The following is a 26,882-nucleotide window of genomic DNA, read 5'->3' as shown; positions in this document are numbered from 1 at the left end:
GTTATGAAAATCGTCACCTGGAACATCAATGGCGTTCGGGCCCGCATTGGCAATTTGACCCATTGGCTGACGGAAAGCGCGCCTGATATCGCCTGCCTGCAGGAGATCAAGACGGCCGACGAGCAGTTTCCGCGCGCCGAGATCGAGGCGCTTGGCTACAACGTCGAAATCTATGGCCAAAAGGGTTTTAATGGCGTCGCCATCCTGTCGAAGCTGCGCTTCGACGAGGTTATCAGAGGCTTGCCGGGCGACGATACGGACGAGCAGGCGCGTTTCATCGAGGGCGTGTTCTCGACCGACAAGGGCGCGTTGCGCGTTGCCTCGCTCTATTTGCCGAACGGCAACCCGATCGATGACGAGAAGAAGTTCTCCTACAAGCTGTCCTGGATGGCGCGGCTGGAGCGCTGGGCCGAGGAAAGGCTCCCGCTCGAAGAGGCTCTGGTGTTGGCCGGCGACTACAATGTCATCCCCGAATACATTGATGCGAAATTCCCGGAGAACTGGCTCGGCGATGCGCTGTTCCAGCCGCAGACCAGGCAGGCGTTTCGCCGGCTGAAGCATCTCGGCTTCACCGAAGCCGTGCGCGCGGTCACCGACTCGCCGGACATTTTTACTTTCTGGGACTATCAGGCCGGCGCCTGGCAGAAGAACAACGGCATCCGCATCGATCACTTGCTGCTCTCGCCCGAGGCCGCCAACCGCTTTTCCTCGGCCTCGGTCGAAAAGCACGTGCGCGCCTGGGAAAAACCTTCCGACCATGTGCCGGTGGCCATAGAACTGGCTTTTGCGCCGATCTGATCATTTCGAGGTCCGGACCGCCGGATTCCCGGTTGATAGACCGTCATATCGACACAATCGGGGTTTCCGCTGCAATCTGGGTTCGGCCGGGGTTCAGGATGACGATCAGGTTTGCGATTTGCTCATGTGCCGCTGCGCTCGCCCTCGCGGCGACGCCGGCGTTTGCAGATCCTGAATGCCTGGCCAACGGAAAATCATTCCAGATCGGCCAGGTCGCCTGCCTGACGCTTTCCGGCCGGAGCCATCTCGCCCGCTGCGACATGGTGCTCAACAACACGTCATGGACAAAGATCCGGGACGATTGTCCGGGAACCACGTTGACGCCGCCGGCCACGCCTATTTCAACGCCGGAGTCCGGCCTCGTTCCGACGAAACCGACCGAGAATTGATCTCGGCTGTCCGACTTCGAGATACCCAGTCTTCCTGACTATTGGCTTTATGACTGGCTTCGCGACTACCGGTCGCCGCCGCCCTTGGTGAGGATGTCGTCGGCCAGCGAAATCGCGGTGCGGCGGTCGGCCTCGCCCGCGGCGGCAAACGCCTCTTCCTGCATGCCACGTATCCATGGCTGGTCGGAAGGTGACGCCCGTTCGAGTGCCGCGGTCATCATCGCCAGCCCCCGAACGATCTTGCCGCTCTGGAAAAGCAGGTGGCCGAGCGTCGCCTGCGCGCCGGCATGCCCTTTTTCCGCAGCGAGTTGGAACCAGCGCCCGGCCTGCTTGAGGCTAGCCTTGACGCCGCCCTTGCCATTCAGAAAGATCTGGCCCATCTCGAACTGGGCATTCGGGTTGCGGTAATTGGCGGCGGCGCGCATGTAATATTCCTGGGCCGCCACCTCGTTCTCTATGATGGGGCTGCCGGGGATGCCCTTCCTCAGATAATCGCCGAGCGCCACGAGCGCGTCCGACACATAGCTCTCTTCCGGCGAACCGGGCTCGACGTCCTGGTCGGCGATCTCGCTGAAGAACTTGAACGCCGCGTAATCGTCGCGCTCCACGCCGTCACCCTCGGCATACATACGCGCAAGCTTCCAGGTGGCGCCGATCTGGCCGTTTTCGGCCGCGTACTTATAAGCCTCCGCGGCCTGCTCCTTGCGGCCGTTCTTATAGGCGGAGAAGCCGAACTGAAACACCGCCCATGGGCTGGACTGCGGCTTCACGCCGGTCTTGTCGTCGAACACCTTGTCGTCGAAGGCCATGGCCTGGCCCGCGGCGCCCAAGGTCGCGCCAAAAGTGGCGATCGCGACCAGTGCCGAAAAGACAGACAACCTCAGCAACTCAGATATCCGCATAACAATGTGTTTCTTTCGCACCACCGGGATGGGTGACCGCGCCGTCGCGGGCAGGCCCTACCGTTTGCGCATACTTCCAGATCGCGCCCGACTGATAGTCGGTCGCGCGCACCTTCCATGCCTTCGCTCTGGCCGCCAGTTCGGCGTCGGACAGCGCCACCTCGATCGTGCCGCTCACCGCGTCGATCGAGATCAAATCGCCATCCCTGAGCAGCCCGATCGGACCACCCACGGCGGCTTCCGGCCCGACATGGCCGATGCAGAAACCGCGTGTCGCGCCCGAAAAACGTCCGTCGGTGATGAGAGCCACCTTGCCGCCCATACCCTGACCGTAGAGAGCAGCCGTCGTCGATAGCATTTCGCGCATGCCCGGACCGCCGCGCGGTCCCTCGTAGCGGATGACGAGGACCTCGCCTTCGCTGTAGCTGCGATCCGTAACCGCCTGGAAACATTCCTCTTCCGAATCGAAGCAGCGTGCCGGACCAGAGAATTTCAGCTCCGACATGCCCGCGACCTTCACGATCGCGCCTTCGGGGGCAAGGTTTCCCTTCAAGCCCACGACGCCACCCGTTTGGGTGATTGGTCGGTTGGCGGGACGGACCACATCCTGGCTATCATTCCACGCAACGTGCTCCATATTTTCGGCTAAAGTGCGGCCGGTCACCGTCAGGCAGTCGCCATGCAGATAGCCGTGGTCGAGCAACGTTTTCATCAAAAGCGGAATGCCGCCGGCTTCGAACATGTCCTTGGCGACATATTTACCGCCCGGTTTCAGGTCGGCGATGTAGGGCGTCTTCTCGAAGATCCTGGCGACGTCGAACAGATCGAACTTTATCCCGGCCTCATGCGCGATCGCCGGCAAATGCAGCGCTGCGTTGGTCGAGCCGCCGGTGGCCGAAACCACGGTTGCCGCATTCTCCAACGCCTTCAGCGTGACGATGTCGCGCGGGCGGATATTGTTTGCGATCAGCTCCATGATCTTTTCGCCGGCGGCGAAATTGAAGCGGTCGCGCATCTCGTAGGGCGCCGGCGCCCCGCAGGAATAGGGCAGCGCCAGACCGATGGCCTCGGCGACGGTGGCCATGGTGTTGGCGGTGAACTGGGCGCCGCAGGAGCCGGCCGACGGACAAGCGGCTTGTTCGATTTCGAGGAGTTCGGCGTCGCCGATCGTGCCGACCGAGTGCTGGCCGACGGCCTCGAACACATCCTGCACGGTGATCTGCCGGCCCTTATAGGAACCGGGCAGGATCGAACCGCCATAGATGAAGATCGATGGCACGTTGAGCCGCACCATGGCCATCATCATGCCGGGCAGCGACTTGTCGCAACCGGCAAGGCCAACCAGTGCATCGTAGCAATGGCCGCGCATGGTGAGTTCGACCGAATCGGCGATGACCTCGCGCGACACCAGTGACGATTTCATGCCCTGGTGGCCCATGGCGATGCCGTCCGTGACGGTGATGGTGCAGAATTCGCGTGGCGTGCCGTTAGCCGCCGCGACCCCCTTCTTGACCACCTGCGCCTGGCGCATCAGCGAGATGTTGCACGGTGCCGCCTCGTTCCAGCAACTCGCGACACCGACCAGCGGCTGCGCGATCTCGGCCGCCGACAATCCCATCGCATAGAGATAGGAGCGGTGCGGCGCGCGCGCCGGACCGACGGTCACGTACCGGCTGGGCAGCTTGGTCTTGGAGATGACTCTGGCGTTCATACTCTTCCCTTGCCGCGGGCGGTGCGACCTGCCCCATTGCCGAGCCTTTTGGCACATGCCCTGAGACGAATTCGAGGTGCGCCGGGTTTATGGCGGGAAGTAGGCAATGTCGGCGGGCGCCCTTGTGGCGCGAGGGTTGTTCAGAAACTGTTGCCAAAACATCACGATCGCGTGAGGCAGAGGGAAGCGGCGTCGTTGCAACGCCGCTTGGTTGCCGGGAAGCCCCCCTCAAGCAAAAAAGTCGGGCATGACCCGGCTTTTTACTATTGAAAACATGTATTTAGAACTTGACCTTAACCGAAGCTGAGCCGGCAAGGAGCAGATCGTCGTCGTACGTGTAGGTGATGGCATTTGCCGTGTCGCCAACACCGGTGAAGGTCGACGACCCACTGGTCAGAACACCGATCGAACCACCAAGTCTGACCTCGATCTTGTCGTTCGGCGAATAAGAAATGCCGCTGGCCACGGACCAGGTGTCCGACTGATAGCCGGAGGTCGTCGAGGTTCCACGGTCCCAGGTCAGCGAAACCGCGCCAGACAATTGGTCGGTGAACTTGTGAGCTATGCCGCCCGAAACCGTCCAGCCATCGCGATAAAGCAGATCGAAAGAAACGGGCGAGGGTGTACCGAAAACCGGGTTAATCACGCCGTTAATTGGAATAATGCCAAGCTTGCTCCACTCCTGCCAGCGAACCGAGCCAAAGGCCAACCAGCCAGGCGCTATACCGCTCTGCAGCTTGAATTCCACGGCCTGGGGTATCTCGGCCGAGGCGGAGACAGGGAACACTCCGGTAACATTTCCTAGCGGCCCACCTGCAAATCCGGTCGTGTCGACGGTTCCCGACAGTCCGTCATATTTGTAGCTCGAAGAGTACATCAAGCTTGCGCGCAAGGCGATTTCGGGAATTTCATAAGCGGCGCCCACGCGCCAACCCCATGCCTCGTCGGAAAGCTTGAATTTTCCGAGGCCGGTATTGCCGAAGGCCAGCAAGGTCTGGCGCGACAGAAACGCATCGACCTCCTGGTAGGAGACGCCGCCGATGAACCGCAGGGAGCCCTTGCCGACGTTTATCTTGTAGGAGCAGGTAAGGCCGAAATCATTTGTTTTGACGTAGTATTCGACCGCGGTTGGCGAATAGGCGTTGTTCATTCCGAAGTCTGCCTCCGCACCATACGGTTCCGTATAGCTCGCAAGGCAATCCACTGGTTCAAAAATGTTGGCCTTGATACCGATGCGCGGCACCGCATAGTCGCCGTCGACATCCACTGACGAAGACGACATTCCCGAGCCATCCAGGCGCTGCACATTCTTCAGTGTGCGCTGTGGCGAAACATAGGTGACGCCGGCGTCGAACGAATATGGCGCGGCATCAAACAACTGGTCGATGTTGACACCGCCCCGGTCGAAACCGCCCGCGTTCGCGACGCCCGAAATCAACAGCGAAAAGCACCCCGCCCCCAGCAGCGCTTTCAGACGCAAATTGTTCATGACTCTCCTCCCCGAATACGAATGGACGAAGCTAGAACCAATTCAGGTTAACGTCGCAACAACGAATTCTCGACGCGTACATGTACGCCTTCGCCGACCGCATTTTAGACAAAGTGGCAGCTTCACCGCAGAGCGGGAAAACGGCTCGTTTGGCTGCAAATCGAGAAAAAAATCGGAAAACTCGCATGGAACGGCGCAAAAACGGCCCGTTCTGCGAGAACTAATCCCATTGTTACATTATGGCAACAATAGGGCTAAAACATTCCGTTTACGTCAAGATTTACGCTGCGGAATGCCTATTTTCGTGGCAGGGGCCCGTCCGAAAAGCAAGTTCGGAGACTCGCGAACCTAGAGCATCGGACCCAAAGCGGCGCCCGGTTTTGGGACAATGCGATGCTCAGCCAATTCGATTCTCAAACACCAGAGATAGGTCAACCGGCATCACGCACTCGTGTCAGCGCCACCGAGAGCTTTTCTTGCGCCTCGCGATACTCGGCGAGTTTTTCGCGCTCGGCTTCCACGACCTCTTCCGGCGCGTTGGCGACGAATTTCTCGTTGGACAGCTTCTTGTGCAGGCGGGCGATCTCTTCGGTCACCTTGACAAGTTCCTTCTGCAGCCGCGCCGCCTCGGCGGTAAGGTCGATCAGGCTGCCGAGCGGCAGGCAGATGGTCGCCTCGTTGAGCACGATCTGGGCGGAGCCTTTGGGCGCCGCATCGACCAGCGAGATGTCGCCGACCCGCGCCAGCCGCTTGATGGCCGACGCCTGGCGCTCAAGCCTTTCGTGGGTTGCGGTATTGGCGCCGATCACCATCAGCGGCGCAATCGCAGCCGGCGGCACGTTCATTTCCGAGCGTACGGAGCGGATGCCGGAGACGAGATCGACCAGCCAGTTGATGTCGGCGGCCGCTGCCTCATCCTCGAAGTCTGGCGACGGCCACGCGGCATGGCAAAGCAGCGACGGCCGTTCCTTGCCCTCGCCTGATGTCTCGGCCCACAGCTCTTCGGTCATGAATGGCATCATCGGATGCAGCAGCTTATAGATCTCGTCGAGCACGAAGGCGACACAAGCCCGGCTTTCGGCCTTGGCAGCCTCGTCCGTGCCTGTGAACACCGGCTTCAGCAGTTCCAGGTACCAGTCGCAGAACAGGTTCCAGACGAAGCGGTAGGCCGCACCTGCCGCCTCGTTGAACCGGTATGAGGTGATGCCATCGGTGATTTCGCGCGCGGCGCGCGTCAGTTCGGTCAGGATCCAGCGGTTGACCGCCAGCTTGGCGTCGTTCAGCCAGAACTCATCGTTCCTCGCGACGTCGTTCATCTCGGCAAAACGCGTCGCGTTCCACAGCTTGGTGCCGAAGTTGCGGTAACCGGCGATGCGGGCCGGATCGAGCTTCACGTCGCGCCCTTGCGCGGCCATCACCGTCAGCGTGAAGCGCAGCGCATCGGCGCCGTATTCGTCGATGAGTTCGAGCGGGTCGATGACGTTGCCTTTCGACTTCGACATCTTTTGCCCGTTCTTGTCGCGCACCAGCGCATGGACATAGACGGTGTGGAACGGCTCCTCGTCCATGAAATGCAGGCCCATCATCATCATGCGGGCGACCCAGAAGAAGATGATGTCGAAACCGGTCACCAGCACGTCGGTCTGGTAGTAGGTCTTCAGCTCCGGCGTCTGGTCCGGCCAGCCAAGCGTCGAGAACGGCCACAGCGCCGACGAGAACCATGTGTCGAGCACATCCTCGTCGCGGGTCAGGATCTCGCCCGGCTTGAAGTTTTCGAGCTTGTCCTCGACCCAGGCCTTCCATGGCCCTTCCAGCGCCAGATAATATTCGACGGCGGCTGCGAGCGCCTCCTCCTCGGTCTTCTCGACGAAGACACGTCCGTCCGGCCCGTACCAGGCCGGGATCTGGTGACCCCACCAGAGCTGGCGCGAAATGCACCAGGGCTGGATGTTCTCCATCCAGTCGAAATAGGTCTTTTCCCAGTTTTTCGGCACGAAATTGGTACGGCCCTCGCGCACCGAGGCAATCGCCGGCTTGGCGAGCTCCGCCGCGTTCGCATACCATTGTTCGGTCAGGAACGGTTCGATCGGCACGCCGCCGCGATCGCCATGCGGCACGGCATGGCGATGCGGCTCGACCTTTTCGAGGAAACCGCCCGCTTCCATCAGCTCGACGATCTTCTTGCGCGCGACGAAACGATCGAGGCCGTCGAGTTCATCCCAGACGGCCTGGCGCTCGGGCGTCACCTCCAGCCCGGCGAGAAAGTCGTCATTGTCCGTGAGGGCGACCGCCGCCTCGACGGTGAGGATATTGATCGCCGGCAGCTTGTGGCGCCTGCCGACCTCGAAGTCGTTGAAGTCATGCGCCGGCGTGATCTTGACCGCGCCGCTGCCCTTTTCCGGATCGGAATATTGGTCCGCCACCACGGGGATCTTGCGGCCGACGATCGGCAGGACGAGGTTCTTGCCGACCAGATGCCGGTAACGCTCGTCGTCGGGATGCACCGCCACCGCCGTATCGCCCAGCATCGTTTCGGGACGCGTCGTCGCTACGGTGATGAAGGTTTTTGGATTTTCCGGATCGAAGACCTCGCTCTCGACGGGATAGCGGAAATGCCAGAGATTGCCGTTGACCTCCTGCTGTTCGACCTCGAGGTCGGAAATCGCTGTCAAGAGCTTCGGGTCCCAATTCACAAGGCGCTTGTCCTTGTAGATCAGGCCTTCCTTGTAGAGCGTGACGAACACTTCGAGCACCGCCTTGGACAGGCCCTCGTCCATGGTGAAACGCTCCCGGCTCCAGTCGGCGGAGGCTCCCAGCCGCTTCAACTGGTTGAGGATCGCGCCGCCGGATTCGGCTTTCCACTCCCAGACTTTCTCGATGAACTCATCGCGCGTCAGGTCGCGGCGGTGGATCTGCTTCTCCATGAGCTGACGCTCGACCACCATCTGCGTAGCTATGCCGGCATGGTCCATGCCGGGCTGCCACAGCACGTTCTTGCCGCGCATGCGCTCGAAGCGCACCAGAATGTCCTGCAGCGTGTTGTTGAGCGCATGGCCCATATGCAGCGAACCGGTGACGTTCGGCGGCGGGATAACGATGGTGAAGGCTTCCGCCCCCTCCTCGGCGCCTGCGCCGGCACGAAACGCGTCGGCTTCCTCCCAGATTTTGGCGATCTTCGGCTCGACGATTTTGGCGTCGTAGGTTTTTTCGAGCATAGGGAAATGGTCCGAGCTGTCGGGTTTTTGCTGGTCCGGTGTAAATCGGAAGGTTTTGGCCAAGTCAACCGCGAGGCGGCAGGCGAGCGGGCTCGCCTGCCATACAGATAGATCGGGCAAGATCACAGGCAATGCCACTGCCGAGGCCGTAGGCATTGCATCGCGCATCAACGAAGACGCCGCCCGCAGCGGCGGGGTTCATCCGTCGACCGTCGGAATTATTACTGCGCGCCGCGCGCCACGCGTTCGATTTCCTCGCGCACCAGCCGCTCGACCAGCGTCGGCAGATTGTTGTCCAGCCAGTCCTGCAGCATCGGCCTCAGCATCTCCTCGGCAATCTCGTCGAAGGTTTTCTTGCTGCGGCTGGCGAACGCATCGGAAAGCTCGCCGAAGGCGGCGGCGACCTGCCGGCCCGTATGTTCGGAAAGGATCGCCGGACGAGCCGATGGCGCCTCGCTTGCTGGGCGAGCCAACCCGCTTCGCGGCGGAGCCGGCTCGAAAGCAGGTTCGGCCGAGTCCTCGAAAACCTCGGGCTTCGGTTCCGCGTCCGGCGTCCGTCGCCCCTCGGCCCTGTCCGGCTTGGCTACGGTCGTCGCTTCGCCGACTGCGGCGATTTCCCGCCGCCAGTCGGCAACGACGCTGTCAGTCGTCTCCGCAACCCTTGCCGTCGCAGGCGCATCCGGCTCCGGCTTGGCGGCCGGGGCCGGCTCGGCAGCGACCCTGGCACCAGCAAGCGTCACGGGCGCTTTGACCGAAGCCGGATCGGAACGCACCGGCGGCTCCATGCGTGCGATGACGGGCTCGACGGCCGACGGTGACGCCTGCACCTCGGTCAGCGTGACCGGCCCCTTGGCGTCCAATCCCGGACGCAACTCGGCGCGAAACGCGCTCACCTCCGGCGGCGCTCCGCCTGCCTCCGGCGGCGCTCCGCCCGCCGCCGCTGGCGCCCCGACTGCCGCCGGTGCCGGCACTGCAACCGACGTCAAATCCTGCAGCAGGTCGTCCGCCTCATCCGGCTGCTTGCGGCCGGTATCGTTGTCCTCGATGATCCTCCTGATGGAAGCCAGTATCTCCTCCATGGAAGGTTCGCGCTGTACGCTGCTTGCCGTCGCCATCGTCACATCCGCCGCCCTTGTGACTCGTTGTAGATTCCCTGTCCGGCCAAAGCCGGATTCGAATCATGGCAATAGCGTAACCGACGGATCGCGTTACGAGAATCCCCAATCTGAGGGCATGTTGGATTTCAACAGATTAGAGCCCGCGCATTCCTTCGAACGCGCGGGCTCTAATGCCTTGAAACTGGACGGGATTTGAAACTGCTGGCGCGATCAGCGGCCGTCCGGGGTGCGCAGGCCGATCCACTTGTCCTTAACCGCATTGTAATGCTCTTCGGGTCTGTATTTCGTCACCTGAAGGGCGAGACGCTCGACCGATAGACGACCGATCGCCGAGAGGATGGCATAGCTCGCCACCACCAAATCGCGTTCGGAACTGGCCTGGTTGATCTTGGCGGTGATGAGGGTGGCCTGGGCGTTGAGAACGTCGAGCGTGGTGCGCTGGCCGACATTGCGCTCCTCGATGACCCCGCTCAAGGCAAGCTGCGCGGCGGCGATCACCTGCCTGTTGGCCACCACGGTTTGCTGGGCGGCGATATATTGCGTCCACGCCGAGGTCACGGCTTGCCGCACGGTGTCGCGGCTTACATCGACCTCGATCCGGGCCTGGCTGAGCGATTCCTTGTTCTGACGCACTATCGCCGACGTCCGCCCGCCCGAATAGATCGGTATAGTCAAGGTGGCACCAATGCTGGCCGAATTGGTTGTGCCATCCTGCCCCGTCCCGAGATCGACGCCCGGACTCTCCCTGCGATAGGCGCTGGAAACGCCGGCGGAAGCCGAAAGCTGCGGCAGCAGCGCGCCTTCGGCCGATTTCACCGAAAACGCCGCCGCGTCGACCAGATGCTGGGTGGAGAGGATGGCCGGGTGCTCGCTGGCTGCAATCGCGATCGCCGCATCGAGGTTCGACGGCAACAGCTTCGACAGCGGCGAAGCGGCCCTGAGCCTGCCTGGCTCATCGCCGACGATCTGGCGATAGGTCGCAGCGCTTGCCAGCGCCTGCGCGCGGGCGGCGGCCAGTTCCGCCACAGCGGAGGAGCGCTCGGCATCGGCCTGTGCTACGTCGGTGCGGGTGCCCTCGCCGACTTCGAAGCGCGAGCGCGCGGCGCGCGCCTGCTCGGTCAGGAACTGCAGGTTCTGCTCCGTCAGCACCGCCACTTGGCGGTCGCGAATCACGTCCATGTAGGCGCTTGCCGCGTTGAACAGAGTGTTCTCTTCGGTGTTGCGCAGGCTCTCGAACGAGGCGCGGACCTGGGATTCGGCTGCAGCGACGTTGTTCCTGGTCTGAAAGCCGTCGAACAGGGTCTGGTCGATCTGGACGCCGAAGTTGCCGGTGGTCAAACGCGTGCTTCGGTTCGCGCCGGGTACATTGCCGCGGGCATTGAAATTTTCGCTGGAGTAGTCGATGTCGGCAGAACCGGTGATGGTCGGGCGCCAGCCGGACTTGGCGATGGCAACGCTCTCATCGGTGACGCGGACGCCGGCACGAGCCGAATTGAGCTCGGAATTGTTCTGGTAGGCTTTTGAAAGTGCACCGAGAATGGTTTCCGCCGAGGCGGCCAGCGGAGAAAGCGCGGTCGCCGAGAAGAGGACGGCGGCAAAAAGGCTCTTGCGTAAAGACGGCACGTTATTCCCTCATTCGTTTTGCATGGGAACCACACCGCGCCGGCTTCTCCCATTCGAGCAGCCGGCGCGGTGTGTTTCAGGTCCCCTGCTGTCAGCCCCCAAAAGAACACCCCGGTTATGCGGATCAGCAACGATTGTTCAAGCGCAAGCGAACATGACAACGCCTTTGCCGCAAGCCAAAATTGCTCAGAATTCAAACGCATGAGCACGTTCAAATCCCGGTAGTGGCTTAATTGCCGCATTAAATGCGCCTCTTCCGGTTACACCCCCCCTTGTTTTCAAAAACAATCGGGCCACACCCGAATTCCCCTGCCCTTCGACGGCGACGAGCCGGCCGCCTTCCGCAAGCTGGTCGAGCAGCGATTCCGGCACCTTCTCCACACTGCCGCCGATGAAAATGACGTCGTAGGGTGCTCCCGCGGCATGGCCTTCCGGCAGCGACCCCTTGACCACGCTGACATTGTCGCAGCCCAGCGCCGAAAGCGTCGACATGGCGGTCTCGACCAATGCCGGATCGCTTTCCAGGGCGACGACCGACTTTGCCAGCCGCGACAGGATCGCCGCCGCATAGCCGGTGCCGCAGCCGACATCGAGCGCCGAATCGCCAGGGCCGATCTCGGCCAGTTGCATCAGCTTGGCCAGCGGCGAAGGCTCCATGAGATAGCGTGGGCCGTCCGCTGCATTGGCGATGCGGATGTCCTCGTCGATATAGGCCAGATCGCGCTGGCCGGGGGCGACAAAGGCCTCGCGCGGCACGACAAGCATCGCCTCGAGCAGCGGCGCGCTGGTCACGTCGGTGGTGCGGATCTGGCCATCGACCATTTTCACCCGACGTTCGGCAAAATCAGCGCTCATGTTCCAACCAATCCGCCCAAAACCAATCTGCTTGCCGCGCCAAGACCGCGGCTCATTTCGACCGGAACTCAAGCCCCCTGGCGCGGGTGCGCGGGAGCTTGGGCATTTGGAGGCCTCGCCCGGAATCGAACCGGGGTGCAAGGATTTGCAGTCCTCTGCGTAACCACTCCGCCACGAGGCCTCATTGCTCCCGGCGTTCCACCCGGTTCCAATAGGTTGCGGCGAAAATGCCGTCAAGCGCGCATGGTGCATTCCGGACGGTTTCCCCTCGGCCATGATGCCACGCATCGAATCGTCGATACGCATCCTGCAATTAAGATATTAGTTAATTGTTAAGTACGGAGTATGGCAAAGGGAAGCCGGGACCTGGACCTTACGTCGGGTAAGCAAAAGGTCCGCCATTCTGAAGGAGAATTGCGAGGGCCGGAAACAGCGCTCCGGGCATTGGCCAGATTTAGTCGAGCCGGAAAGACGCCCCTTCACAGAAGCTTGCCCATGCGGTGCAAACCCGTCAGTTCGGCCGCCGCCGCCGCTCCCACCACACGACAAGCCGGCGCCGGTGGCGGCGCACCAAGGCAAACTCGTAGGAGAGCACCAGCAATCCGATCGGAATCATCCAGAATCCCAGGATCGGCAGGAAGCCGAGAATGCCGCCGAAGATCAGCACGACGCCGATCGCAATCCTGAGGCCGCGCGAACGCGGCATGGTGAACTGACGGCCGAAGACCGATATTTTCCGTGCCGGTGGATGGTTGTGGCTCGCTGCGCTCATGTCTGGTCGGTGATCCGTTCGGGCAAAGTAAAAGCACCAGCTGACGAAAGCCGCAACCGCGTTTTCGGTTCCGCGCACCCCGTCAGACGGCTCATATGAGGACGCGCGCACATGATTGCGAGAAATCGTGGCGCGAAAAAGCGCCGAAAAATACGAAATGCTGCTTTGCAAAGCCGAAACGGGTTTGCTATAGGCTGCGCCACTCACACGAGAGCCTTTGTTCCCCGGTAGCTCAGTGGTAGAGCAACCGGCTGTTAACCGGTTGGTCGCTGGTTCGAATCCGGCCCGGGGAGCCAGCGCCTTTTCTACGATACGGCGCGATCCTGTGCGCAGTGTGCGATGTTTCCTTACGCTTCAATTTGGTTCGCTTCTGCTAAAATGGTTGCAAACAGCAGAGATGCCTATCGAAGTCAGGGTAAGTTAGCGTGGCGCCTTGCCTTCGCCTAGGTCTGCAAAGCCCTCATCGTAAGTTCGGCGGCGACATCGTGAAAAGACATGCTCCCGGCGCGATTGCGCCGAAACGAGCCGTCTCAGAGATTCGGCCGGCGAAACCTTCCAACACGAGAACCGGAAGAATCGACCGATCCGGACATTCCGGTCCTAAAGCTAAACAGCTGCAATCAAGCCCGCCTCCAGACTGCACCATGACCATGAGACTGGAGATCGACTCGCATCACACATCCTGTGCTATTTGTGATAATGTGACTGAGGCGGTGACATGCTGCAGCATCTACGAGTCCAAGCTCAAGGTTCCGATGCCGCCGACCAGACGCGGCAGTGGACGAGTTCAATTTGGCTCGCTGTTGTCATCGGTATCGCGTATTTCCTGGCGGCACAGTTAAGCCTTTCCCTACTCACTCCTGATGGCGTTGCCGTGTTCTGGCCCGCCGCTGGTATCGCCGCGGGCACGTTGATCGCCCTTGGGCCAAGAGCGCGATTGGGGGTTGTGGTTGGGACGATGATCGCCACCATCGTGGCCAATCTCTTGGGTGACCGAAACCTCGGGAGCGCCACCGTCTTCGCCGTATGCAATGGGGTGGAAGCCCTGCTTACAGCTAGTCTGATCGAGCGCTACTTCGGTTCCGGAGTGAGTCTCAACCGCCTGCGCAACGTGCTGGGACTGTTAGGGGCGGCGATCGTCGGTGCCGCTGCATCCGGGATCGGCGGGAGCTTGGGGTTCACTTTGTTCTATGGCGCGACGACATCGATTTTTGCCATTTGGCAAAACTGGTTCTTATCCGACGCGCTTGGCATCGTCACGACTGCGCCGCTGGTGATCGGCCTCGCCTCAGCAGCACGCGAGCCGCCGCCGCAAAGCGAGGCAATCGAAGGTCTCTTGGCTCTAGCGGCGGTAGCCGCGATGAGCCTCGTCGTCATTTCCCTGCCAGCGGAGCCTTGGAAAACAGTAGTGCCGATCGCGCTACTATTCCCGTTACTCTTGTGGATAGCGGCCCGTTGCCGGCCGATCTTCGCTTCGGCAGCGGCGTTCATTGTTGCCGTTGCAATAGTGTGGACGACGACGTTTGGAATTGGCCATTTCGGCGACCCGGATCTTCCGGTTGCGGACCGCATCCTTGCCGCTCAAGCCGGCATACTGATGGTTGCGCTCTGCGCAACCGTCCTTGCTGCGCTGTTCGCCGAGCGGCGTCAGCACGAGGACGCGCTCATTGAGAGCGAAGCCCGTTTGCAAGAGGCGCTGTCGGCAGGGGCGGCCACGGCGTTCGTTTGGGATGTCCGGACGGGCTCGTCGCTGCGCAGCGCAAACGCCGCGCAGATCCTGGGTTATGAGCCGCGGCAAACGCTGACCGCCGGTAACTTTCTCTCGAGAGTCCATCCGGACGACCGCGGGCGCTTCAAAGCGCTCGTCCGCGGTGTCCGCCCCGAAAGCCCCACATATACCGTAACATTCCGCTTCAAGCGCTGCGACAGTTGGGAAGTCTGGCTAGAGGAAGTGGCCAAGGCCGAGTTCGATGCAATGGGGCGCCTTGTATGCCTCAAGGGCCTCACTGTTGACGTCACCGAACGCAAGCGGTCTGAGGAGCACCAACGCCTGTTGGTCGCCGAACTGGATCATCGCGTCAAGAACTTGCTGGCACGCGTTTCCGTCGTCATCACGGATACGAGCCCGGGCAGTGGTTCGCTGGACGAATACATTCAAGCACTCGATAGGCGCATTCAATCCATGGCCGCCGCCCACTCGCTACTCAGCCAGAATCGTTGGCACGGCGTTGACCTCATGGACCTTGTCCGCCATCAGCTTGCGCCCTACGCGACGGACGCAAACACAACGATCCGTGGCTCCAACTTCACACTCACGGTCGCGGAGACACAGGGGTTGGCGATGGTGCTCAACGAGCTGGCAACGAACGCTGCGAAGTACGGCGCACTGTCGACCAGAAATGGGCGGGTGGAGGTGGTCTGTAACCGCGGGCCTAGCGAGAATGCGACAAACCTGTCGATCGTATGGCGTGAGATTGGCGGCCCCGCAATTGCGGCTTCGCCGCAATGCGGATACGGCGTCAGCCTCATTCGTGATCTTATCCCTCACGAGCTCGGCGGTTCGGTCGACCTCGTATTTGCATCCGACGGCGTTTGCTGCAGAATTGAGTTTCCTGTCAAGGCCGTGACCGTGACAGACATAAAGGGAGCCACTTCCGGCCATCCAGCAGCTAGCGCGACGTCACTTGACGCACCGTTGCAATAAGATGTGCCGCGCTGACGGGTTTATGCAAGATAGCTTCAACCTTGCCCAGTGCTAGCGGAACGACCTCGTAGCCGGTAATGACGATGACACTGATCCCTTGATCTTGCAGACGGTCGATCAGGTCATGAGCGGGCTCGCCGTCTCGGAGGCTAAAGTCGACGAGCGCTACATCAGGGCGGCGTTCGGAGATGAGGCGCTCGGCGTCGGCTGCGGTTGCAACGGGCCCGGCCAAGTCAGCCCCCAACGCGTTAAGCAGCCTCGTCATAGCTCTTGCGAGGTGCCAGGAATCCTCAACCAAGAGGATACGCACGCCCGTCAACGACCCGGCTGTGGGCGGGTCGCGGTGGCTGGGTGAAGTCACCGGCTCCTCAACACATTGCATTGGGCCCACCTCTATCCTGAACGTTACTGACCTGCCACAGGTAATTTCCTCCAAACTGGAGTTTCGGCTCTCAAGGAATACGTCGGCTCGACCGGCTTGACTTCAGCTTTGCGAGAACCGCGCTCACGTATCCGTGCTAGAACCGGCTGAAACGTCGTGACCCGCGCTTGCTAGAGATTTCCGCCTCGCGAAGCGCAGGATAACACCTAGCGAAGCCGCGATTGGTATCGCTAGCAAGACACCGATGAAGCCAAACAGCCACCCAAAGGCGAACAGCGCAAACATCATCCAGACTGGATTGAGGTTGACGCGACGACCGATGAGGCGCGGCGACAGCACATAGTCGGCAAGCATTTCACCAACGATGAAGATGCCCCCCACAACAGCGACAGGTGCCCAATCGGGCCAGAACTGGTCCACCGCAACGCAGACGGACACCAAGATCCCGGTGGCTGCCCCGAGATAGGGAACGAAACTGATGAGGCCTGCAGTGATGCCGATCAAAATGGCATGATTGAGTCCGGTCAGCTTCAAAGCAGCGGCATAAATGACGGCAAGAACGAGGCAGATGACGACCTGACCGCGCACGAAGCCGGCAACAGTATCGTGGATTTCGCGCCCCAGCGCCCGAACATCGTCGCGGTACTCCGGAGCAAACCAGCCATCGACCGTTGCAATCATTCGATGCCAGTCAATCGCCAGATAGATGGCGATGATTGGCGTGACGACGAGCAGGGAAAGAAGAGAAATCAAGGCTCTTCCGCTCGACCATAGCGAGGTAACGACGCCGTCGAGCCATTTGCTGCCCACCGTCCTCACGACATCGACAGACGATTGCTCGATGTGAAGATTCTCACCCATGACACTACGCATCCAGGGGCCACTTGCATTGGTCGCAAGGGACTGCAGACGCGTGATGTAGCGGGGAAACTCCTCAACAAAAAATCTGAGTTCGCCAATAATTACCGGGAGCATGACCAACATTACCCCGATAATGCCCACGATCAGCGGCAAGAAGACGGCTAGTGCTGCAAGGGTTCGATTGATCCCGAACCGCTCCAACCTGTCGACCGCCGGAACGAGGAGATAGGCGAGCAATGTGCCTACGACAAATGGCAGCAGAATTTCGCGCAACAGCACCAGCGCAACCAAGGCGACTGCGGAAACCCCAATCCAGAACGTAGCTGGTTGCGCAATTCTCATCGACCTTCTCCCCACATCCCGTTTCGAGCTCAACTGTCGGCCACTTGTTGATCTCGGCGCACGTGTCCTCGGATCCAATGGAGGGGCGACGGTTAGCTTTTCCTTTGTCAATTCTCTATCAAGCTGGCGAAGGCGATCTCACCATCGGTAATGTAATGGTTGACCATTCCGGTCTGCAGACGTGAACCGGACTGGTGCAATACAACATCCCCGATCACCCGCTTCGTCTTCAGCTGGGTGACTATGTAGTCTCGTTCAGCATTCGTGTCTGAATCGGTAGCGTGTGTCACTTGGAGCGTCAGCCTGGTTAGCGATAATCCGGTATCTCTGGTGCCCGCCCCGACCCACAGGACACGCTGATCGTTCGGCGGTCTATCCGTATTTAGCCAGAAGCTTGCTGCCGTGATATCGTCGCTCGAGTGGGAGAGGCTCAGCGCCCAGAAGCGGATATGATGGCGCTTGCGCGGACTGTCGTTGATGGGCTGTTGAAAACCCATGTCCTGCCTTCGTCCAAAGAGATAGAGCGTGCTGAATGGGGCAGTGGGATACGAAGAGTTGAGCAGGAACGCTCGTACCATCCGCCACGAGCTTGCAACCCCCAAACGATCAGCCGTTGACCAGCCCGCTGCTGCAAATGCATCGCAGAGTTGTTGACGGGTCCCGATCAGGACTAGATTTACTGGATCGCCGGGCAAGCCGTCTCCGGTGATTGAGTATCTAGGAATGAGTCTCCGGTGCAGAACCTTAAGGCCCATTCGGACTACGTTTGGCAAAATGACATAGGCAGCAAGCCCGTAGGTAAGACCTACGGCTAGGACCCATGGAAGTCTGCGGTCCGCAGTATCGAAAACGATAAAGACTATGAGCCAAACGCTGACTACTCCCAGACAGATGATGAGAAATCTCTGGAATAACCGCGTAAGTGTCCTCAAAATTCATTGTCCCGTATGGCGCCAATAGCCTCGGCGTCGACTTCCCGGTTCGTGCCCGGATTCTGCCGATTCAGCATAGCCGCCGTCAGACCATTTCTACCTCACGTTTCGTCGTCACGATATTGCTCTTTGGGGAAGTGCTATCGGCAAAGGTCTTGTTGGTCCCGAACCGCGCGGCCGGTCCATTCGTATGCAAACGTCGATGGAAGGCATTTTTTGGGCGCGAAACAGACGTTGGCGAATGACCGCTTTGACCGAGACCGTGTGAAAACGCGGCTGCGCGCACATCGTTCGGGACGACGGGTTCGCAGGCAGGTTTTGGATGCGGGCCGGTGGCTGGTTCTGATTAGGCGGCAATGGTCTGCATGAGTCGTTTGACGCCGAAGATGTTGATCATCAGCTTCATGTTGTAGGCGAGAACCTGCCTGGCCGACCTCAATCGCGAGCAAGTCATCAAGTTTGGCAGGAACATAATCGAAGAACAGCGTTTGGCCACTGCGGACGAAGGTCCATCCTTCCCTATAATGGCAAATCATCTGGAACCACATTCCGACGCGCCTTCCGGGAATGAATATCGATGATTTGAATTTCCACGATCTGCGCCACGAAGGCACCAGTCGCCTGTTGGGGGCAATGGCAACCCGCGTAACTGAACTCGGCGAGGCCTCTCGACACATACGCTGCACCCTGTTGGGTGTGTGGGTCGTGAAATAACACTCCGGTGCTGGATGAAACGGATGCCCAGAACCCGCCGCATCATTTTATTCGACATGGATTTTCAGCGCCGTGTCGCCGATTTCCCGCCATAACCTCTATTCGCGCGATCGAACCGCTGCAGACATTGCCATTCTCCGGGAATTGGCCAAGATCGGGTCATGCTGCCTCCTGATCGGCGGCGCGATAAATGCCGTAGCCGACCTTGACGAGCAGACCCTCATCGCACATGCGGGCCAGATAACAGCGGGGAATTCCAATGTCGGTTAGATCGCACGTTCGCACTTCACCCTTTTCGCGTACGAGTGCGACAGCGCGCGCTCTGAGGGATGGCTTCGGCCCGCCGGCCAATCGGGTGCGCTCAGCGCGCTCGCGGTCGCGCTTCCGAATCTTGATAGTGGGCTGTTGCGTAGTTTCGAGGGGGATCGGCAGTTCGTAGTTCGCAGTTTCGTTCAGCCCGGGGAGCCACTTCAGATCAAAATTGCGAACGCCGCTTACACGCGGTTCCACTCCAGAGCCGCTTTCGTACGTGGCGAAAGTCTGTAGGCCGATCCGGCCAATCCAAGTGTCCCTCGCCGATGTGCCGCTGATCCGCCCGACCCACCGCATCGACCGCAGCCGCCTATCCGGCCTGCGTCCGACATGCGACAGGCTGATCATTCGGCCCGCTCCCTTCCGGCCAGCACTGAAACCCGGTGTTAACGTCGTTCGCGGCTTAGAGGATGCGGCCGCAGCTTGAAAGTGTAGGGTACAGCTCGCTGCCAGACAGGGAGGCGAAAATGAAATTGCTTGGGATTGCGCTCTTGTGCACGGGCATGATCAGCGTAGCAATGCCGGCCGTTCGCGCTGAGGATCAGCTTGTTCCGCCTAACCATGTAGAAGCGCCGGAGCCGGCAGTTCATTGCGAAGGCCAAAACTGCCTTCCACCAGCCGATAACCCTGTCGAGGAATGCAAGGGGCAGGATTGCACGCCGGCTCCGCCGGTCGACCCAGGCCCGCAGATTGAACAGGTCGACTGAACAGCATCAGCCGACAACTACGAAGGTGATCGCAGATCCGTGGAGAAGGTTGGATTTCAAGTCCTCTCCCTCGCCAGGATGTACCAATGGGACTAAAGCGCGTCGCGTTTGACCGGCCTATGCGACGCGCTTTAGGTTTTGTTTTTACGCATGTCGCTATCGCAAAAACCGCTGCACACTTTTGCGCGACGTCCGGGAAACAAGTCCCCGGCCGCTCACATGAGTCTGCACAACAGCCGTCCGGAACGTCATGTTGCTGGGTTCCCCAGCCCTTCCACCAGCGTGCTCAAGGCCGCATCCAAGGGCGCCGATCCCACCTTCTCGGGCACCAAGAGCCCATCGATCGCAAGCATGGTCATGCCGTGGACGAGTCCCCAGGCGGCTGCCGCCTGACCTTCTATCGGCCGCTTGCGAATGCTCCCCGCGGCCTGGCCGCGCCGGAGGATTTCGAGGAGAACATCGAAGACCGCCAGCGCCCGCTCATTGAGATGCATTCCCACCGCTTTTCCCTCCTCCGCGCTAAACATCAGGCGGTACAGAGCCGGGTTGTCCGTTCCGAACGCGACGTAGGCACGAGCTATCGGAGTAATTTCGTCGCGCAGAGATTTCGGCGCTTCAGACTTCGCTGCCGATAGGGACTCGCGCAGCCGGTCGAACCCAATCATAGCGATCTCCGCAAGCAGCGCGGCCTTATCGGGGAAGTGCTTGTAGGGTGCCGCGTGGCTTACGCCTGCCCGGCGGGCGACTTCGCGCAGCGTGAACTGCCAGCCCTTCTCCTCCCGAAGCATATCCAACGCCGTCTCGATGACCGCACGACGGAGATCACCGTGGTGATAGGGGCGGTTGGGTGCGTCCTGCATGGTACCTCAAAGTTTCTTGTGAATACATTGTTGACAGTGGCTACTTAAGGGCGTATGTCAAGGGCGTAAGTTTCTCCTGTCTACATCGGAGTGGACCATGAACGCAATCGCAAAAATCACCGACGCTGATCGGCTGGGCAGTCTCCTCGCCGGCCAGCGTGCTGCCTTCCTGCATGACGGAGCGCCTTCGCTGGCGCAGCGACGCGCTGATCTGGCCAAGTTCAGGGCCACGATTATCGGGCACCGCAAAGCGATTGAAGATGCCATCAATGCCGATTTCGGGCATCGCTCGAGATATGAGACGGCGATCATGGAGGTCGGAGGGGTCGCCGAGGGCACGAAGTATCTGATCCGAAACCTTCGCAAATTCATGGCGCCGACCCGCCGCCACGTCGCCCTGCATATGCGAATGGGCAACGCTCGCATCGAATATCAGCCGCTTGGTGTCGTCGGCGTCATGTCGCCGTGGAACTATCCGGTGAACCTCGCGCTGATGCCGGTCGTCACGGCCATCGCCGCTGGAAACCGGGTGATGCTGAAACCCTCGGAGTTCACGCCCGTCACCAATGCGCTGCTCGCAAAAATGTTCGGCGAGATTTTCGCTGAAGATCAGTTCGCGATCGTCACTGGCGATGCGGCCGTGGGGGCGGCCTTCACGGCCTTGCCGTTCGACCACTTGGTCTTCACCGGGAGCACCGCAGTAGGGCGAACGGTGATGAAGGCCGCAAGCGACAACCTCGTTCCGGTTACCCTCGAACTCGGGGGCAAGTCGCCCAGCATCGTCGCCAAGGGCAACGCCCTCGACCAGGCGGCCGCGTCAATTGCCTACGGAAAGCTGCTCAGCGCCGGACAAACCTGCATCGCCCCGGACTATGCACTGGTCCACGAAAGCGAGGTCGACGCATTCGTCAAGGCATATGACCGGAAGGTGACGTCCTTTTATCCTGACGGTCCGACGAGTGAGCATTACACCTCGATCATAAACGATCGGCACCATGCCCGGCTTCAGAGTCTGATCGACGACGCCCGCTCCAAAGGAGCGCGGATCATCGAGGTCGGCAACCGGCCCAGCGATGCATCCCGTCGCCTCAACACGCTGGCGCCAGCCGTCGTCCTCGGCGCCACCGACGACATGAGCATCGCTCATGAGGAAATCTTCGGCCCGGTCCTGCCGATTTTTCCCTACCGCGACATCGAAGAAGCGATCGCCTACGTGAACGCCCGGCCTCGGCCACTCGCGCTCTACTACTTCGGCGCCGATGATGAAGACCGGCGCAAGGTGCTGAGCCGAACGACCTCCGGCAACGTCACCATCAACGGGACGATCATGCACATCGCCCAGGATGACTTGCCTTTCGGCGGTGTCGGTCCCAGCGGCATGGGGGCGTACCATGGCATCGAAGGCTTCCGTACCCTCAGCCATGCCAAGGGGATCTATGAGCAGGGCCGTTGGAACCTTTCCAACCTGCTCCACGCCCCGTTCAGACAGCCGATCGATACCATCCTCAACATGATGCTTCGGTGATCGGAATTCCGTTTCCCAATGAAACCGAGGAGCATCAGCACATGACCACCCACACATCGTTGCCGCTACGCGGTTCCTGCGAATGCGGCGCCTGCTCGTTCGAGGTGCATACCTCCCCGAAAGCCAGGTTCCGGTGCCACTGCCTGATCTGTCAGGCGTTCAATAGCAAACCGTTCGCGGATGTGGTCGCTGTTCGCGCCAAGGATGTCGCGCTGAAAAACGCCGGCAATATCTCATTCAGGAAATACCGTCCGCCGCCGAACTTCAATCGCGGGGTCTGCCGGACTTGCGGCAAGCCCGTTGTGGAGGTTGCGGGCGTCGGGCCATTCAAGGTGATGTTCATCCCGGCCAGCAATTTGGAGCCCGAGGCCCGTCTGCCGCCGGTTCGCATGGATATATTTTATCACCGTCGTGTGCGGGACATGCCCGATAGCTTGCCCAAATACAGCGGCTATTTCCCGAGCGAATTGGCGGTCGGGAAACTGATCATGAGTGGTTTGTGAAATGGCGAGTCGATTTATTTGGCAAGCATGCGACCCGAGTTGGAACGATCTCGGCTATCTAACGATGCCCCTACATCAGGTCGGAACGCCCCAAGCCAAATAGGTGAACCGACGAGCCTCCGCCGTGATCTCGGCGTCTTCTGGGGAAGCTCCCAGGAACCCGCCGTGAGACCAGCTTCGATAACGTGGAGTTCGGCCATCGCGCCTGCATTCCGAAGGGCTCGGTGCATGCGCACCGTATCGGACAGAAGCAGGTCGCGTGTTCCCGTCGCCAGAAGCGTCTGGGTCCAGCCCAACTCGAAGTTTCCGAACAGGGGAGAGACATGGGGATGTTCGAGATCCTCCGCGCCGGCGTAGCTGCGAATGTAGTCCGCGCCGCCGTAGAGGTTCACGTGGAGGAAGCGGTTCGTCTGGTGGCTGTCGCCTGCGAGCGGGCCGGGGTGAACAGTGGATTCATTAGGGACCTCCATTTTGCTGGAGTCCTTGTCCGCTATTCCACTCACGGGATAAACCTGGCAGAATTGAACAATTTGAACGACATGGCGCTGTTCGTGGAGGTGGCCAGAGCCAGGAGCTTTCGGAAGGCGGCGGAGGCTCTCGGCATGCCGAACTCCACTCTGTCGCGACGTATCAGCGAGCTGGAGAAGGCGATCGGCTTGAGACTGCTGCATCGCACGACGCGCAAGATCGAGCTCACCGAGGCCGGCCAGCTCTATTATGAGCGAAGCAAGCGAATCGTCGACGAGGCGCGACTGGCGCACGAACAGCTCGGCGCGATGCTTGAGCAGCCGAGCGGCGTCCTACGGGTTTCGCTCCCGGTCGACCTCGCCACGCTTTACCTCATTCCGATCATCGGCGATTTCGCGCGGCATTATCCCGGCATCACGTTTGAATTCGACCTGACCCCACGCCGTGTCGATCTGGTCGCCGAGCCGTTCGATGTGGCGATCCGCATCGGCAAACTGGAAGATTCCAGCCTGATCGCTCGCCTGATCGGGCGGCATTCGCGCCACCTCTATGCGTCTCCTGGCTATATCGAAGCGTCGGGCGAGCCCGCCACACCTGCGGAACTGGCGAAGCATGAATGCATCGGCATGGCGCGGAGCCCGACCTGGAATTTGCACCAGGAGATGAACAAGGTCGATGTCGCCGTTCGCGGTCGCTTCACGCTCAACAGCGTCGGGATGATCCGCGCCCTGGCAGTCAACCACCAGGGCATCGCCCTGCTTGCCGAGAAGATCGTCGCCGAAGACTTGGCCACTGGCCGGCTCCGACGCATCCTGCCCTAATGGCAGGGGTCGTCGGTCAGCATTTACGCCGTCACCGAAACTCGCCTTATTCCAGCCAAGACGCAGCGCTTCATCGAATTCCTGTCTTCCAGGTTGATGGAGGCTTGAAAATGCGGGCGGCTCTCACCTCTTCGGCATGGGGCGTGCGAGCTGATCTAGAGCGTCGGGCACAGGACCCACTGCGCGCCCGCTCCCCTTGCTACGTCATTCATTCCGAAAGACCGGAATCAAGCTGCCTTAGGAAGGGCCGCTCGATAGCGCCCATAAGCGACTTTGATGAGCAAGCCCTCGTCGCACATGCGGGCTAGGTAGCAGCGAGGAACGCCGATGTCGGTCAGTTCCTTCGCCCGAACCTCGCCCTTCTCCAGGGCGAGCGCGACCGCGCGTTCCCTCAGCGTTGGCCTGGGCCCACCCGCCAATCTAATCCTCTCCGCGCGATCGCGATCGCGCTTGCGAATCCGCTTGGTGGGCCCTGGTGTAGGTTTGAGGGCGATCGGCGACTCAAAGTTCGCAGTTCCATTCAGCTCGGGGAGCCAATATTTTCAAACACTTAGGTATCGATGCAGGGTACGCCAATCGGCGTATGCTCGCTGCTGGGCTACATACCGGGCTACAGATGCTGAGTCAGGGGAAGTCGCAGATGTCGACGACAAGATCGCCACGTCCCTCACCGCCCCTGGGAAAGCTCTTGCGATTCACGCGCAAAGAAGCGGCTTTAAATCAAATCAATCTCGCGATCAGACTTTTCATGAGGGGAATTCGCTGGCGGGCGACGATCCTATTCATGGCCAGCTCAATCGTGCCGCTGTCGGTCTCCAGCAGTTCGATCAACGGCACGGCCGATAGCAGTGGTGTCGGCGTAAGGCTGCGGAGATTGGCGTCTAGCGCCGTTGTTGCTCCGGCTACCAGCCCAAAGTGATTATCTGGGACAGCTCGGCGATGTCGCCATAGATCATCGAACCCTTGACGAGAAAACACTTGTCACCGAGGACTTCGAAGAGCGAGCTTGACGCGGTGCAAACCGGCAGGTTCTTCGAATTGGCGTACGTCCCGAGGGGCGCGGTTTCGACCTTACGGTCCGCGGCTTCGGCATAGCCGACGCTGATCGCGAGGATAGCGATAGCAATGAGAGTCGTCTTGCTCATATTTAGCCCGTAGAGCCAGCGGGCTTCTTGCCCTTGGCCTTGCCATAGGTGGCGCAGGGGTAAGTCGCGCCATGCATCAAATTAGCACCGGCCCATATGGGCTTCATCCATCGATTGGATGAAGCGGGCTCATCTATATTAGCCAACGCTTGACGATGCCGCTTGCCGCTAAACGCGCAAGCAACGCGCCTTGGTGATTGAACTCGACAATTTCCGCGGATTGAAACCTGCTACCGCCAAGCGCTCGTGTTCTGCCTCGAGATCATCAACGCAAAGAGCCATGTGGCCATAGCCGTCGCCAAGCGCGTAGGGCTCACCCCTGCCCTTGTTGATCGTCAATTCAAGCTCGAAATCGGCCTTCCGCATTGCAGATAGTCCAATGTGAACGTGTCGAAATCCAACCGGTCCGCAACATCGAGTCCGAATGCGCTTTTGTAGAAACTCACCGACTGGTTCTCTTCTACCACCTGGATCATCGAATGAATTGCTTTCGCCAAAGGAGCCTCCAGTTTGCGGTCGTCTCCGAAATACCGGCGACCGTGGCCCATTGGCTGCAAAAAGGGGTGGCAGCCGGTTACCACGTCGAGAAATTGGCGTAAGGCTGGTTACGCACCAAAGCCCGATTGCAGTCATTGCAAATGGTTCGGAAAATGCGCTTTAGATGGTATCATCCCGGCGAATGGGCGCAGAAGCCGCTTTCGCCGAGAGCATATCAAACGGGAGGACTTCGCATATGTAAGGTCTTTGCCGGGCAGGTCCGGAGGGGTATCGGCTAGTCAATCGCTCAGTTCGAATAGGTGGCCATTCGACGAGCATCCAGCTCGAGGCCACTTTTGGACGCTGTTGGACGAGATCGCCCATGGACAGGGGATGACGGCGCCAAAGTTCCTATCGACGCTTTACGACGAAGCGCTGGAGATCAACGGCCATATCCGAACTTTGCCTCCATGCCGCGCACTACATGCGCGCTCTACCTGCGCGACAGGCGACCACTCGATTGCGAAGCCGCGGAATTGAAGAGCAAGGCAGCCTGACCCGCGGGCATTGCTCAAACGCGCCCAGTACCGGAAAATCCCGTGTAGCAGCTACCTGCTACCAGCGACCTGAATTTTAGCGCTATGTGATATCAATGGCGAACTTTGCCGAGGCGGTGTAGGGTTCGCTTCAAGAGAAGAATGAGCCGTATCGACGGCGACGCGGATCGAATCTGGGAGGATTCATGGTCGAGATTATCTCCAAGCGGGATGGCCCGCGGCGCGAGGACGCACAAGTCAAAAGACTGATCGAGCAGAACCGCTCGACCATCGTCCGCCTTGCCGACCAGATCAGCGGCGGCGGCTATTCAGCTTCGCGAAAGCCACGCCAGCAACCCAAGGCGGAAGGCCTGATCATCCATGTCGGTGGCGGCGCGGCATCGGTGGCCGAGGCCAAGCCGTCCATCCAGGTCACCATGAACGGCCGCGTAATTTCGAAGGATCGGAACACCGGCCGTCAACTTCATCACATCGGCGATATCCGCTACCGCGGCGGCGACCAGGTCTTCGTGCTGGCAACAAAGCAGAATGGCTTCTTCTCGCCGGTTGACGAAATCGTTGCGGAGGCGCTTGCCGACATGGACGGATCCCGCCTCGCTGCCACCTATACCGAAGAACAGCTTGCCTTCGACATCGGCGCGAAACTCGGCATCAACTGATCAGGCACACGCCCGGACATCCTTCTTCGCGCCCAACTCGC

Annotated in this window: 21 protein-coding genes, 2 tRNA genes and 3 pseudogenes; 9 read left to right on the top strand and 17 right to left on the bottom strand. The window is 60.3% G+C overall.

All coding sequences use genetic code 11. From position 1 onward, the window contains the following. The first annotated feature begins 3 nt into the window (after positions 1 to 3). Together xth and AC0NIE_RS19665 are read left to right on the top strand one after the other, a co-directional pair. Positions 4 to 798 carry an exodeoxyribonuclease III gene (gene xth / locus AC0NIE_RS19670; RefSeq protein WP_473489512.1) on the top strand — a complete coding sequence of 265 codons (795 nt, stop codon included), beginning with the start codon at positions 4 to 6 and terminating at the stop codon, positions 796 to 798. 98 nt (positions 799 to 896) lie between these two features. Next, on the top strand, positions 897 to 1,187 hold the full coding sequence (locus AC0NIE_RS19665; protein WP_473489511.1) for a hypothetical protein: 291 nt from the start codon (positions 897 to 899) through the stop codon (positions 1,185 to 1,187). 65 nt (positions 1,188 to 1,252) lie between these two features. Here AC0NIE_RS19665 and AC0NIE_RS19660 read toward each other — a convergent pair whose 3' ends face one another. The 9 genes from AC0NIE_RS19660 to AC0NIE_RS19620 form a co-directional block, all read right to left on the bottom strand. Then, positions 1,253 to 2,089 (bottom strand): tetratricopeptide repeat protein, encoded by an 837-nt coding sequence (locus tag AC0NIE_RS19660; RefSeq protein ID WP_473489510.1) that lies wholly within the window; start codon positions 2,087 to 2,089, stop codon positions 1,253 to 1,255. Next, positions 2,076 to 3,800, bottom strand: a complete 1,725-nt coding sequence (gene ilvD, locus AC0NIE_RS19655) for a dihydroxy-acid dehydratase (RefSeq protein WP_473489509.1) — start codon at positions 3,798 to 3,800, stop codon at positions 2,076 to 2,078. Before ilvD ends, AC0NIE_RS19660 begins: the two co-directional genes overlap by 14 nt. 280 nt (positions 3,801 to 4,080) lie before the next feature. Continuing rightward, positions 4,081 to 5,289: an OmpP1/FadL family transporter gene (locus tag AC0NIE_RS19650; protein ID WP_473489508.1), complete on the bottom strand. Its 1,209-nt coding sequence runs from the start codon at positions 5,287 to 5,289 to the stop codon at positions 4,081 to 4,083. A 431-nt stretch (positions 5,290 to 5,720) separates the two neighbouring features. Beyond that, positions 5,721 to 8,504: a valine--tRNA ligase gene (locus AC0NIE_RS19645; RefSeq protein ID WP_473489507.1), complete on the bottom strand. Its 2,784-nt coding sequence runs from the start codon at positions 8,502 to 8,504 to the stop codon at positions 5,721 to 5,723. 221 nt (positions 8,505 to 8,725) lie between these two features. Continuing rightward, on the bottom strand, positions 8,726 to 9,619 hold the full coding sequence (locus AC0NIE_RS19640; RefSeq protein WP_473489506.1) for a PopZ family protein: 894 nt from the start codon (positions 9,617 to 9,619) through the stop codon (positions 8,726 to 8,728). Positions 9,620 to 9,832: 213 nt separating this feature from the next. Continuing rightward, on the bottom strand, positions 9,833 to 11,245 hold the full coding sequence (locus AC0NIE_RS19635; protein WP_473489505.1) for a TolC family outer membrane protein: 1,413 nt from the start codon (positions 11,243 to 11,245) through the stop codon (positions 9,833 to 9,835). Positions 11,246 to 11,431: 186 nt separating this feature from the next. Continuing rightward, positions 11,432 to 12,100 carry a protein-L-isoaspartate O-methyltransferase family protein gene (locus tag AC0NIE_RS19630; RefSeq protein WP_473489504.1) on the bottom strand — a complete coding sequence of 223 codons (669 nt, stop codon included), beginning with the start codon at positions 12,098 to 12,100 and terminating at the stop codon, positions 11,432 to 11,434. Positions 12,101 to 12,207: 107 nt separating this feature from the next. After that, a tRNA-Cys gene (locus AC0NIE_RS19625) sits at positions 12,208 to 12,281 on the bottom strand. 330 nt (positions 12,282 to 12,611) lie between these two features. Continuing rightward, positions 12,612 to 12,872 carry a hypothetical protein gene (locus AC0NIE_RS19620; RefSeq protein WP_029353198.1) on the bottom strand — a complete coding sequence of 87 codons (261 nt, stop codon included), beginning with the start codon at positions 12,870 to 12,872 and terminating at the stop codon, positions 12,612 to 12,614. Positions 12,873 to 13,093: 221 nt separating this feature from the next. On the opposite strand from AC0NIE_RS19620, the gene AC0NIE_RS19615 reads away from it, so the two are divergent. Continuing rightward, a tRNA-Asn gene (locus AC0NIE_RS19615) sits at positions 13,094 to 13,168 on the top strand. A 422-nt stretch (positions 13,169 to 13,590) separates the two neighbouring features. After that, entirely contained in the window at positions 13,591 to 15,576 is a 1,986-nt protein-coding gene (locus tag AC0NIE_RS19610) for an MASE1 domain-containing protein (RefSeq protein WP_473489503.1), read from the top strand. Here the strand turns inward: AC0NIE_RS19610 and AC0NIE_RS19605 are convergent. The 5 genes from AC0NIE_RS19605 to AC0NIE_RS19585 all read right to left on the bottom strand — a co-directional run bounded on the left by AC0NIE_RS19605 (position 15,542) and on the right by AC0NIE_RS19585 (position 20,686). Next, the gene (locus AC0NIE_RS19605) at positions 15,542 to 15,841 is read right to left on the bottom strand and encodes a hypothetical protein (protein ID WP_473489502.1); all 300 of its coding nucleotides are present in this window, start codon (positions 15,839 to 15,841) and stop codon (positions 15,542 to 15,544) included. The two genes, AC0NIE_RS19610 and AC0NIE_RS19605, sit on opposite strands and share 35 nt — an antisense overlap. A gap of 240 nt (positions 15,842 to 16,081) precedes the next feature. Continuing rightward, complete coding sequence (locus AC0NIE_RS19600) at positions 16,082 to 17,161, bottom strand: AI-2E family transporter (protein WP_473489501.1); 1,080 nt, start codon at positions 17,159 to 17,161, stop codon at positions 16,082 to 16,084. 107 nt (positions 17,162 to 17,268) lie between these two features. After that, entirely contained in the window at positions 17,269 to 18,093 is an 825-nt protein-coding gene (locus AC0NIE_RS19595) for an LssY C-terminal domain-containing protein (protein WP_473489500.1), read from the bottom strand. Between the two features lie 873 nt (positions 18,094 to 18,966). Beyond that, positions 18,967 to 19,467 (bottom strand): type IV toxin-antitoxin system AbiEi family antitoxin domain-containing protein, encoded by a 501-nt coding sequence (locus AC0NIE_RS19590; protein ID WP_473489499.1) that lies wholly within the window; start codon positions 19,465 to 19,467, stop codon positions 18,967 to 18,969. Between the two features lie 607 nt (positions 19,468 to 20,074). Beyond that, positions 20,075 to 20,686 carry a TetR/AcrR family transcriptional regulator gene (locus AC0NIE_RS19585; protein ID WP_473490066.1) on the bottom strand — a complete coding sequence of 204 codons (612 nt, stop codon included), beginning with the start codon at positions 20,684 to 20,686 and terminating at the stop codon, positions 20,075 to 20,077. 97 nt (positions 20,687 to 20,783) lie between these two features. On the opposite strand from AC0NIE_RS19585, the gene AC0NIE_RS19580 reads away from it, so the two are divergent. Together AC0NIE_RS19580 and AC0NIE_RS19575 are read left to right on the top strand one after the other, a co-directional pair. Then, entirely contained in the window at positions 20,784 to 22,211 is a 1,428-nt protein-coding gene (locus AC0NIE_RS19580) for a coniferyl aldehyde dehydrogenase (RefSeq protein WP_474043727.1), read from the top strand. 41 nt (positions 22,212 to 22,252) lie between these two features. Further along, positions 22,253 to 22,714, top strand: coding sequence for a GFA family protein (locus tag AC0NIE_RS19575; RefSeq protein ID WP_474043726.1), 462 nt, complete (start codon positions 22,253 to 22,255; stop codon positions 22,712 to 22,714). Positions 22,715 to 22,728: 14 nt separating this feature from the next. On the opposite strand, the gene AC0NIE_RS19570 is transcribed toward AC0NIE_RS19575, so the two are convergent. Continuing rightward, complete coding sequence (locus AC0NIE_RS19570; protein ID WP_474043725.1) at positions 22,729 to 23,184, bottom strand: alpha/beta hydrolase fold domain-containing protein; 456 nt, start codon at positions 23,182 to 23,184, stop codon at positions 22,729 to 22,731. A 51-nt stretch (positions 23,185 to 23,235) separates the two neighbouring features. Here AC0NIE_RS19570 and AC0NIE_RS19565 point away from each other — a divergent pair. After that, a pseudogene (locus tag AC0NIE_RS19565) lies at positions 23,236 to 24,111 on the top strand (LysR family transcriptional regulator). Between the two features lie 794 nt (positions 24,112 to 24,905). On the opposite strand, the gene AC0NIE_RS19560 reads toward AC0NIE_RS19565, so the two are convergent. Beyond that, positions 24,906 to 25,148, bottom strand: a complete 243-nt coding sequence (locus tag AC0NIE_RS19560; RefSeq protein WP_258116479.1) for a hypothetical protein — start codon at positions 25,146 to 25,148, stop codon at positions 24,906 to 24,908. Between the two features lie 172 nt (positions 25,149 to 25,320). Next, positions 25,321 to 25,645, bottom strand: a pseudogene (locus AC0NIE_RS19555) (VOC family protein); the annotation flags it as partial. Positions 25,646 to 25,879: 234 nt separating this feature from the next. Between AC0NIE_RS19555 and AC0NIE_RS19550 the strand changes: the two are divergent. Both AC0NIE_RS19550 and AC0NIE_RS19545 read left to right on the top strand, forming a co-directional pair. Beyond that, a pseudogene (locus AC0NIE_RS19550) lies at positions 25,880 to 26,182 on the top strand (ribbon-helix-helix domain-containing protein). Positions 26,183 to 26,367: 185 nt separating this feature from the next. Beyond that, positions 26,368 to 26,841 carry a hypothetical protein gene (locus AC0NIE_RS19545; RefSeq protein ID WP_473489256.1) on the top strand — a complete coding sequence of 158 codons (474 nt, stop codon included), beginning with the start codon at positions 26,368 to 26,370 and terminating at the stop codon, positions 26,839 to 26,841. Positions 26,842 to 26,882: the final 41 nt, after the last annotated feature.

The organism is Mesorhizobium sp. WSM4842, from assembly GCF_055901575.1.
This window is presented reverse-complemented; position numbering and strand designations above follow the sequence as displayed.

Coding starts and splice junctions, on each gene's coding strand:
- xth (WP_473489512.1), top strand. CDS start 4: ATGAAAATCGTCACCTGGAACATCAATGGCGTTCGGGCCCGCATTGGC.
- AC0NIE_RS19665 (WP_473489511.1), top strand. CDS start 897: ATGACGATCAGGTTTGCGATTTGCTCATGTGCCGCTGCGCTCGCCCTC.
- AC0NIE_RS19660 (WP_473489510.1), bottom strand. CDS start 2,089: ATGCGGATATCTGAGTTGCTGAGGTTGTCTGTCTTTTCGGCACTGGTC.
- ilvD (WP_473489509.1), bottom strand. CDS start 3,800: ATGAACGCCAGAGTCATCTCCAAGACCAAGCTGCCCAGCCGGTACGTG.
- AC0NIE_RS19650 (WP_473489508.1), bottom strand. CDS start 5,289: ATGAACAATTTGCGTCTGAAAGCGCTGCTGGGGGCGGGGTGCTTTTCG.
- AC0NIE_RS19645 (WP_473489507.1), bottom strand. CDS start 8,504: ATGCTCGAAAAAACCTACGACGCCAAAATCGTCGAGCCGAAGATCGCC.
- AC0NIE_RS19640 (WP_473489506.1), bottom strand. CDS start 9,619: ATGGCGACGGCAAGCAGCGTACAGCGCGAACCTTCCATGGAGGAGATA.
- AC0NIE_RS19630 (WP_473489504.1), bottom strand. CDS start 12,100: ATGAGCGCTGATTTTGCCGAACGTCGGGTGAAAATGGTCGATGGCCAG.
- AC0NIE_RS19620 (WP_029353198.1), bottom strand. CDS start 12,872: ATGAGCGCAGCGAGCCACAACCATCCACCGGCACGGAAAATATCGGTC.
- AC0NIE_RS19610 (WP_473489503.1), top strand. CDS start 13,591: ATGCTGCAGCATCTACGAGTCCAAGCTCAAGGTTCCGATGCCGCCGAC.
- AC0NIE_RS19605 (WP_473489502.1), bottom strand. CDS start 15,841: ATGACGAGGCTGCTTAACGCGTTGGGGGCTGACTTGGCCGGGCCCGTT.
- AC0NIE_RS19600 (WP_473489501.1), bottom strand. CDS start 17,161: ATGAGAATTGCGCAACCAGCTACGTTCTGGATTGGGGTTTCCGCAGTC.
- AC0NIE_RS19590 (WP_473489499.1), bottom strand. CDS start 19,467: ATGATCAGCCTGTCGCATGTCGGACGCAGGCCGGATAGGCGGCTGCGG.
- AC0NIE_RS19585 (WP_473490066.1), bottom strand. CDS start 20,686: ATGCAGGACGCACCCAACCGCCCCTATCACCACGGTGATCTCCGTCGT.
- AC0NIE_RS19580 (WP_474043727.1), top strand. CDS start 20,784: ATGAACGCAATCGCAAAAATCACCGACGCTGATCGGCTGGGCAGTCTC.
- AC0NIE_RS19575 (WP_474043726.1), top strand. CDS start 22,253: ATGACCACCCACACATCGTTGCCGCTACGCGGTTCCTGCGAATGCGGC.
- AC0NIE_RS19570 (WP_474043725.1), bottom strand. CDS start 23,184: ATGGAGGTCCCTAATGAATCCACTGTTCACCCCGGCCCGCTCGCAGGC.
- AC0NIE_RS19560 (WP_258116479.1), bottom strand. CDS start 25,148: ATGAGCAAGACGACTCTCATTGCTATCGCTATCCTCGCGATCAGCGTC.
- AC0NIE_RS19545 (WP_473489256.1), top strand. CDS start 26,368: ATGGTCGAGATTATCTCCAAGCGGGATGGCCCGCGGCGCGAGGACGCA.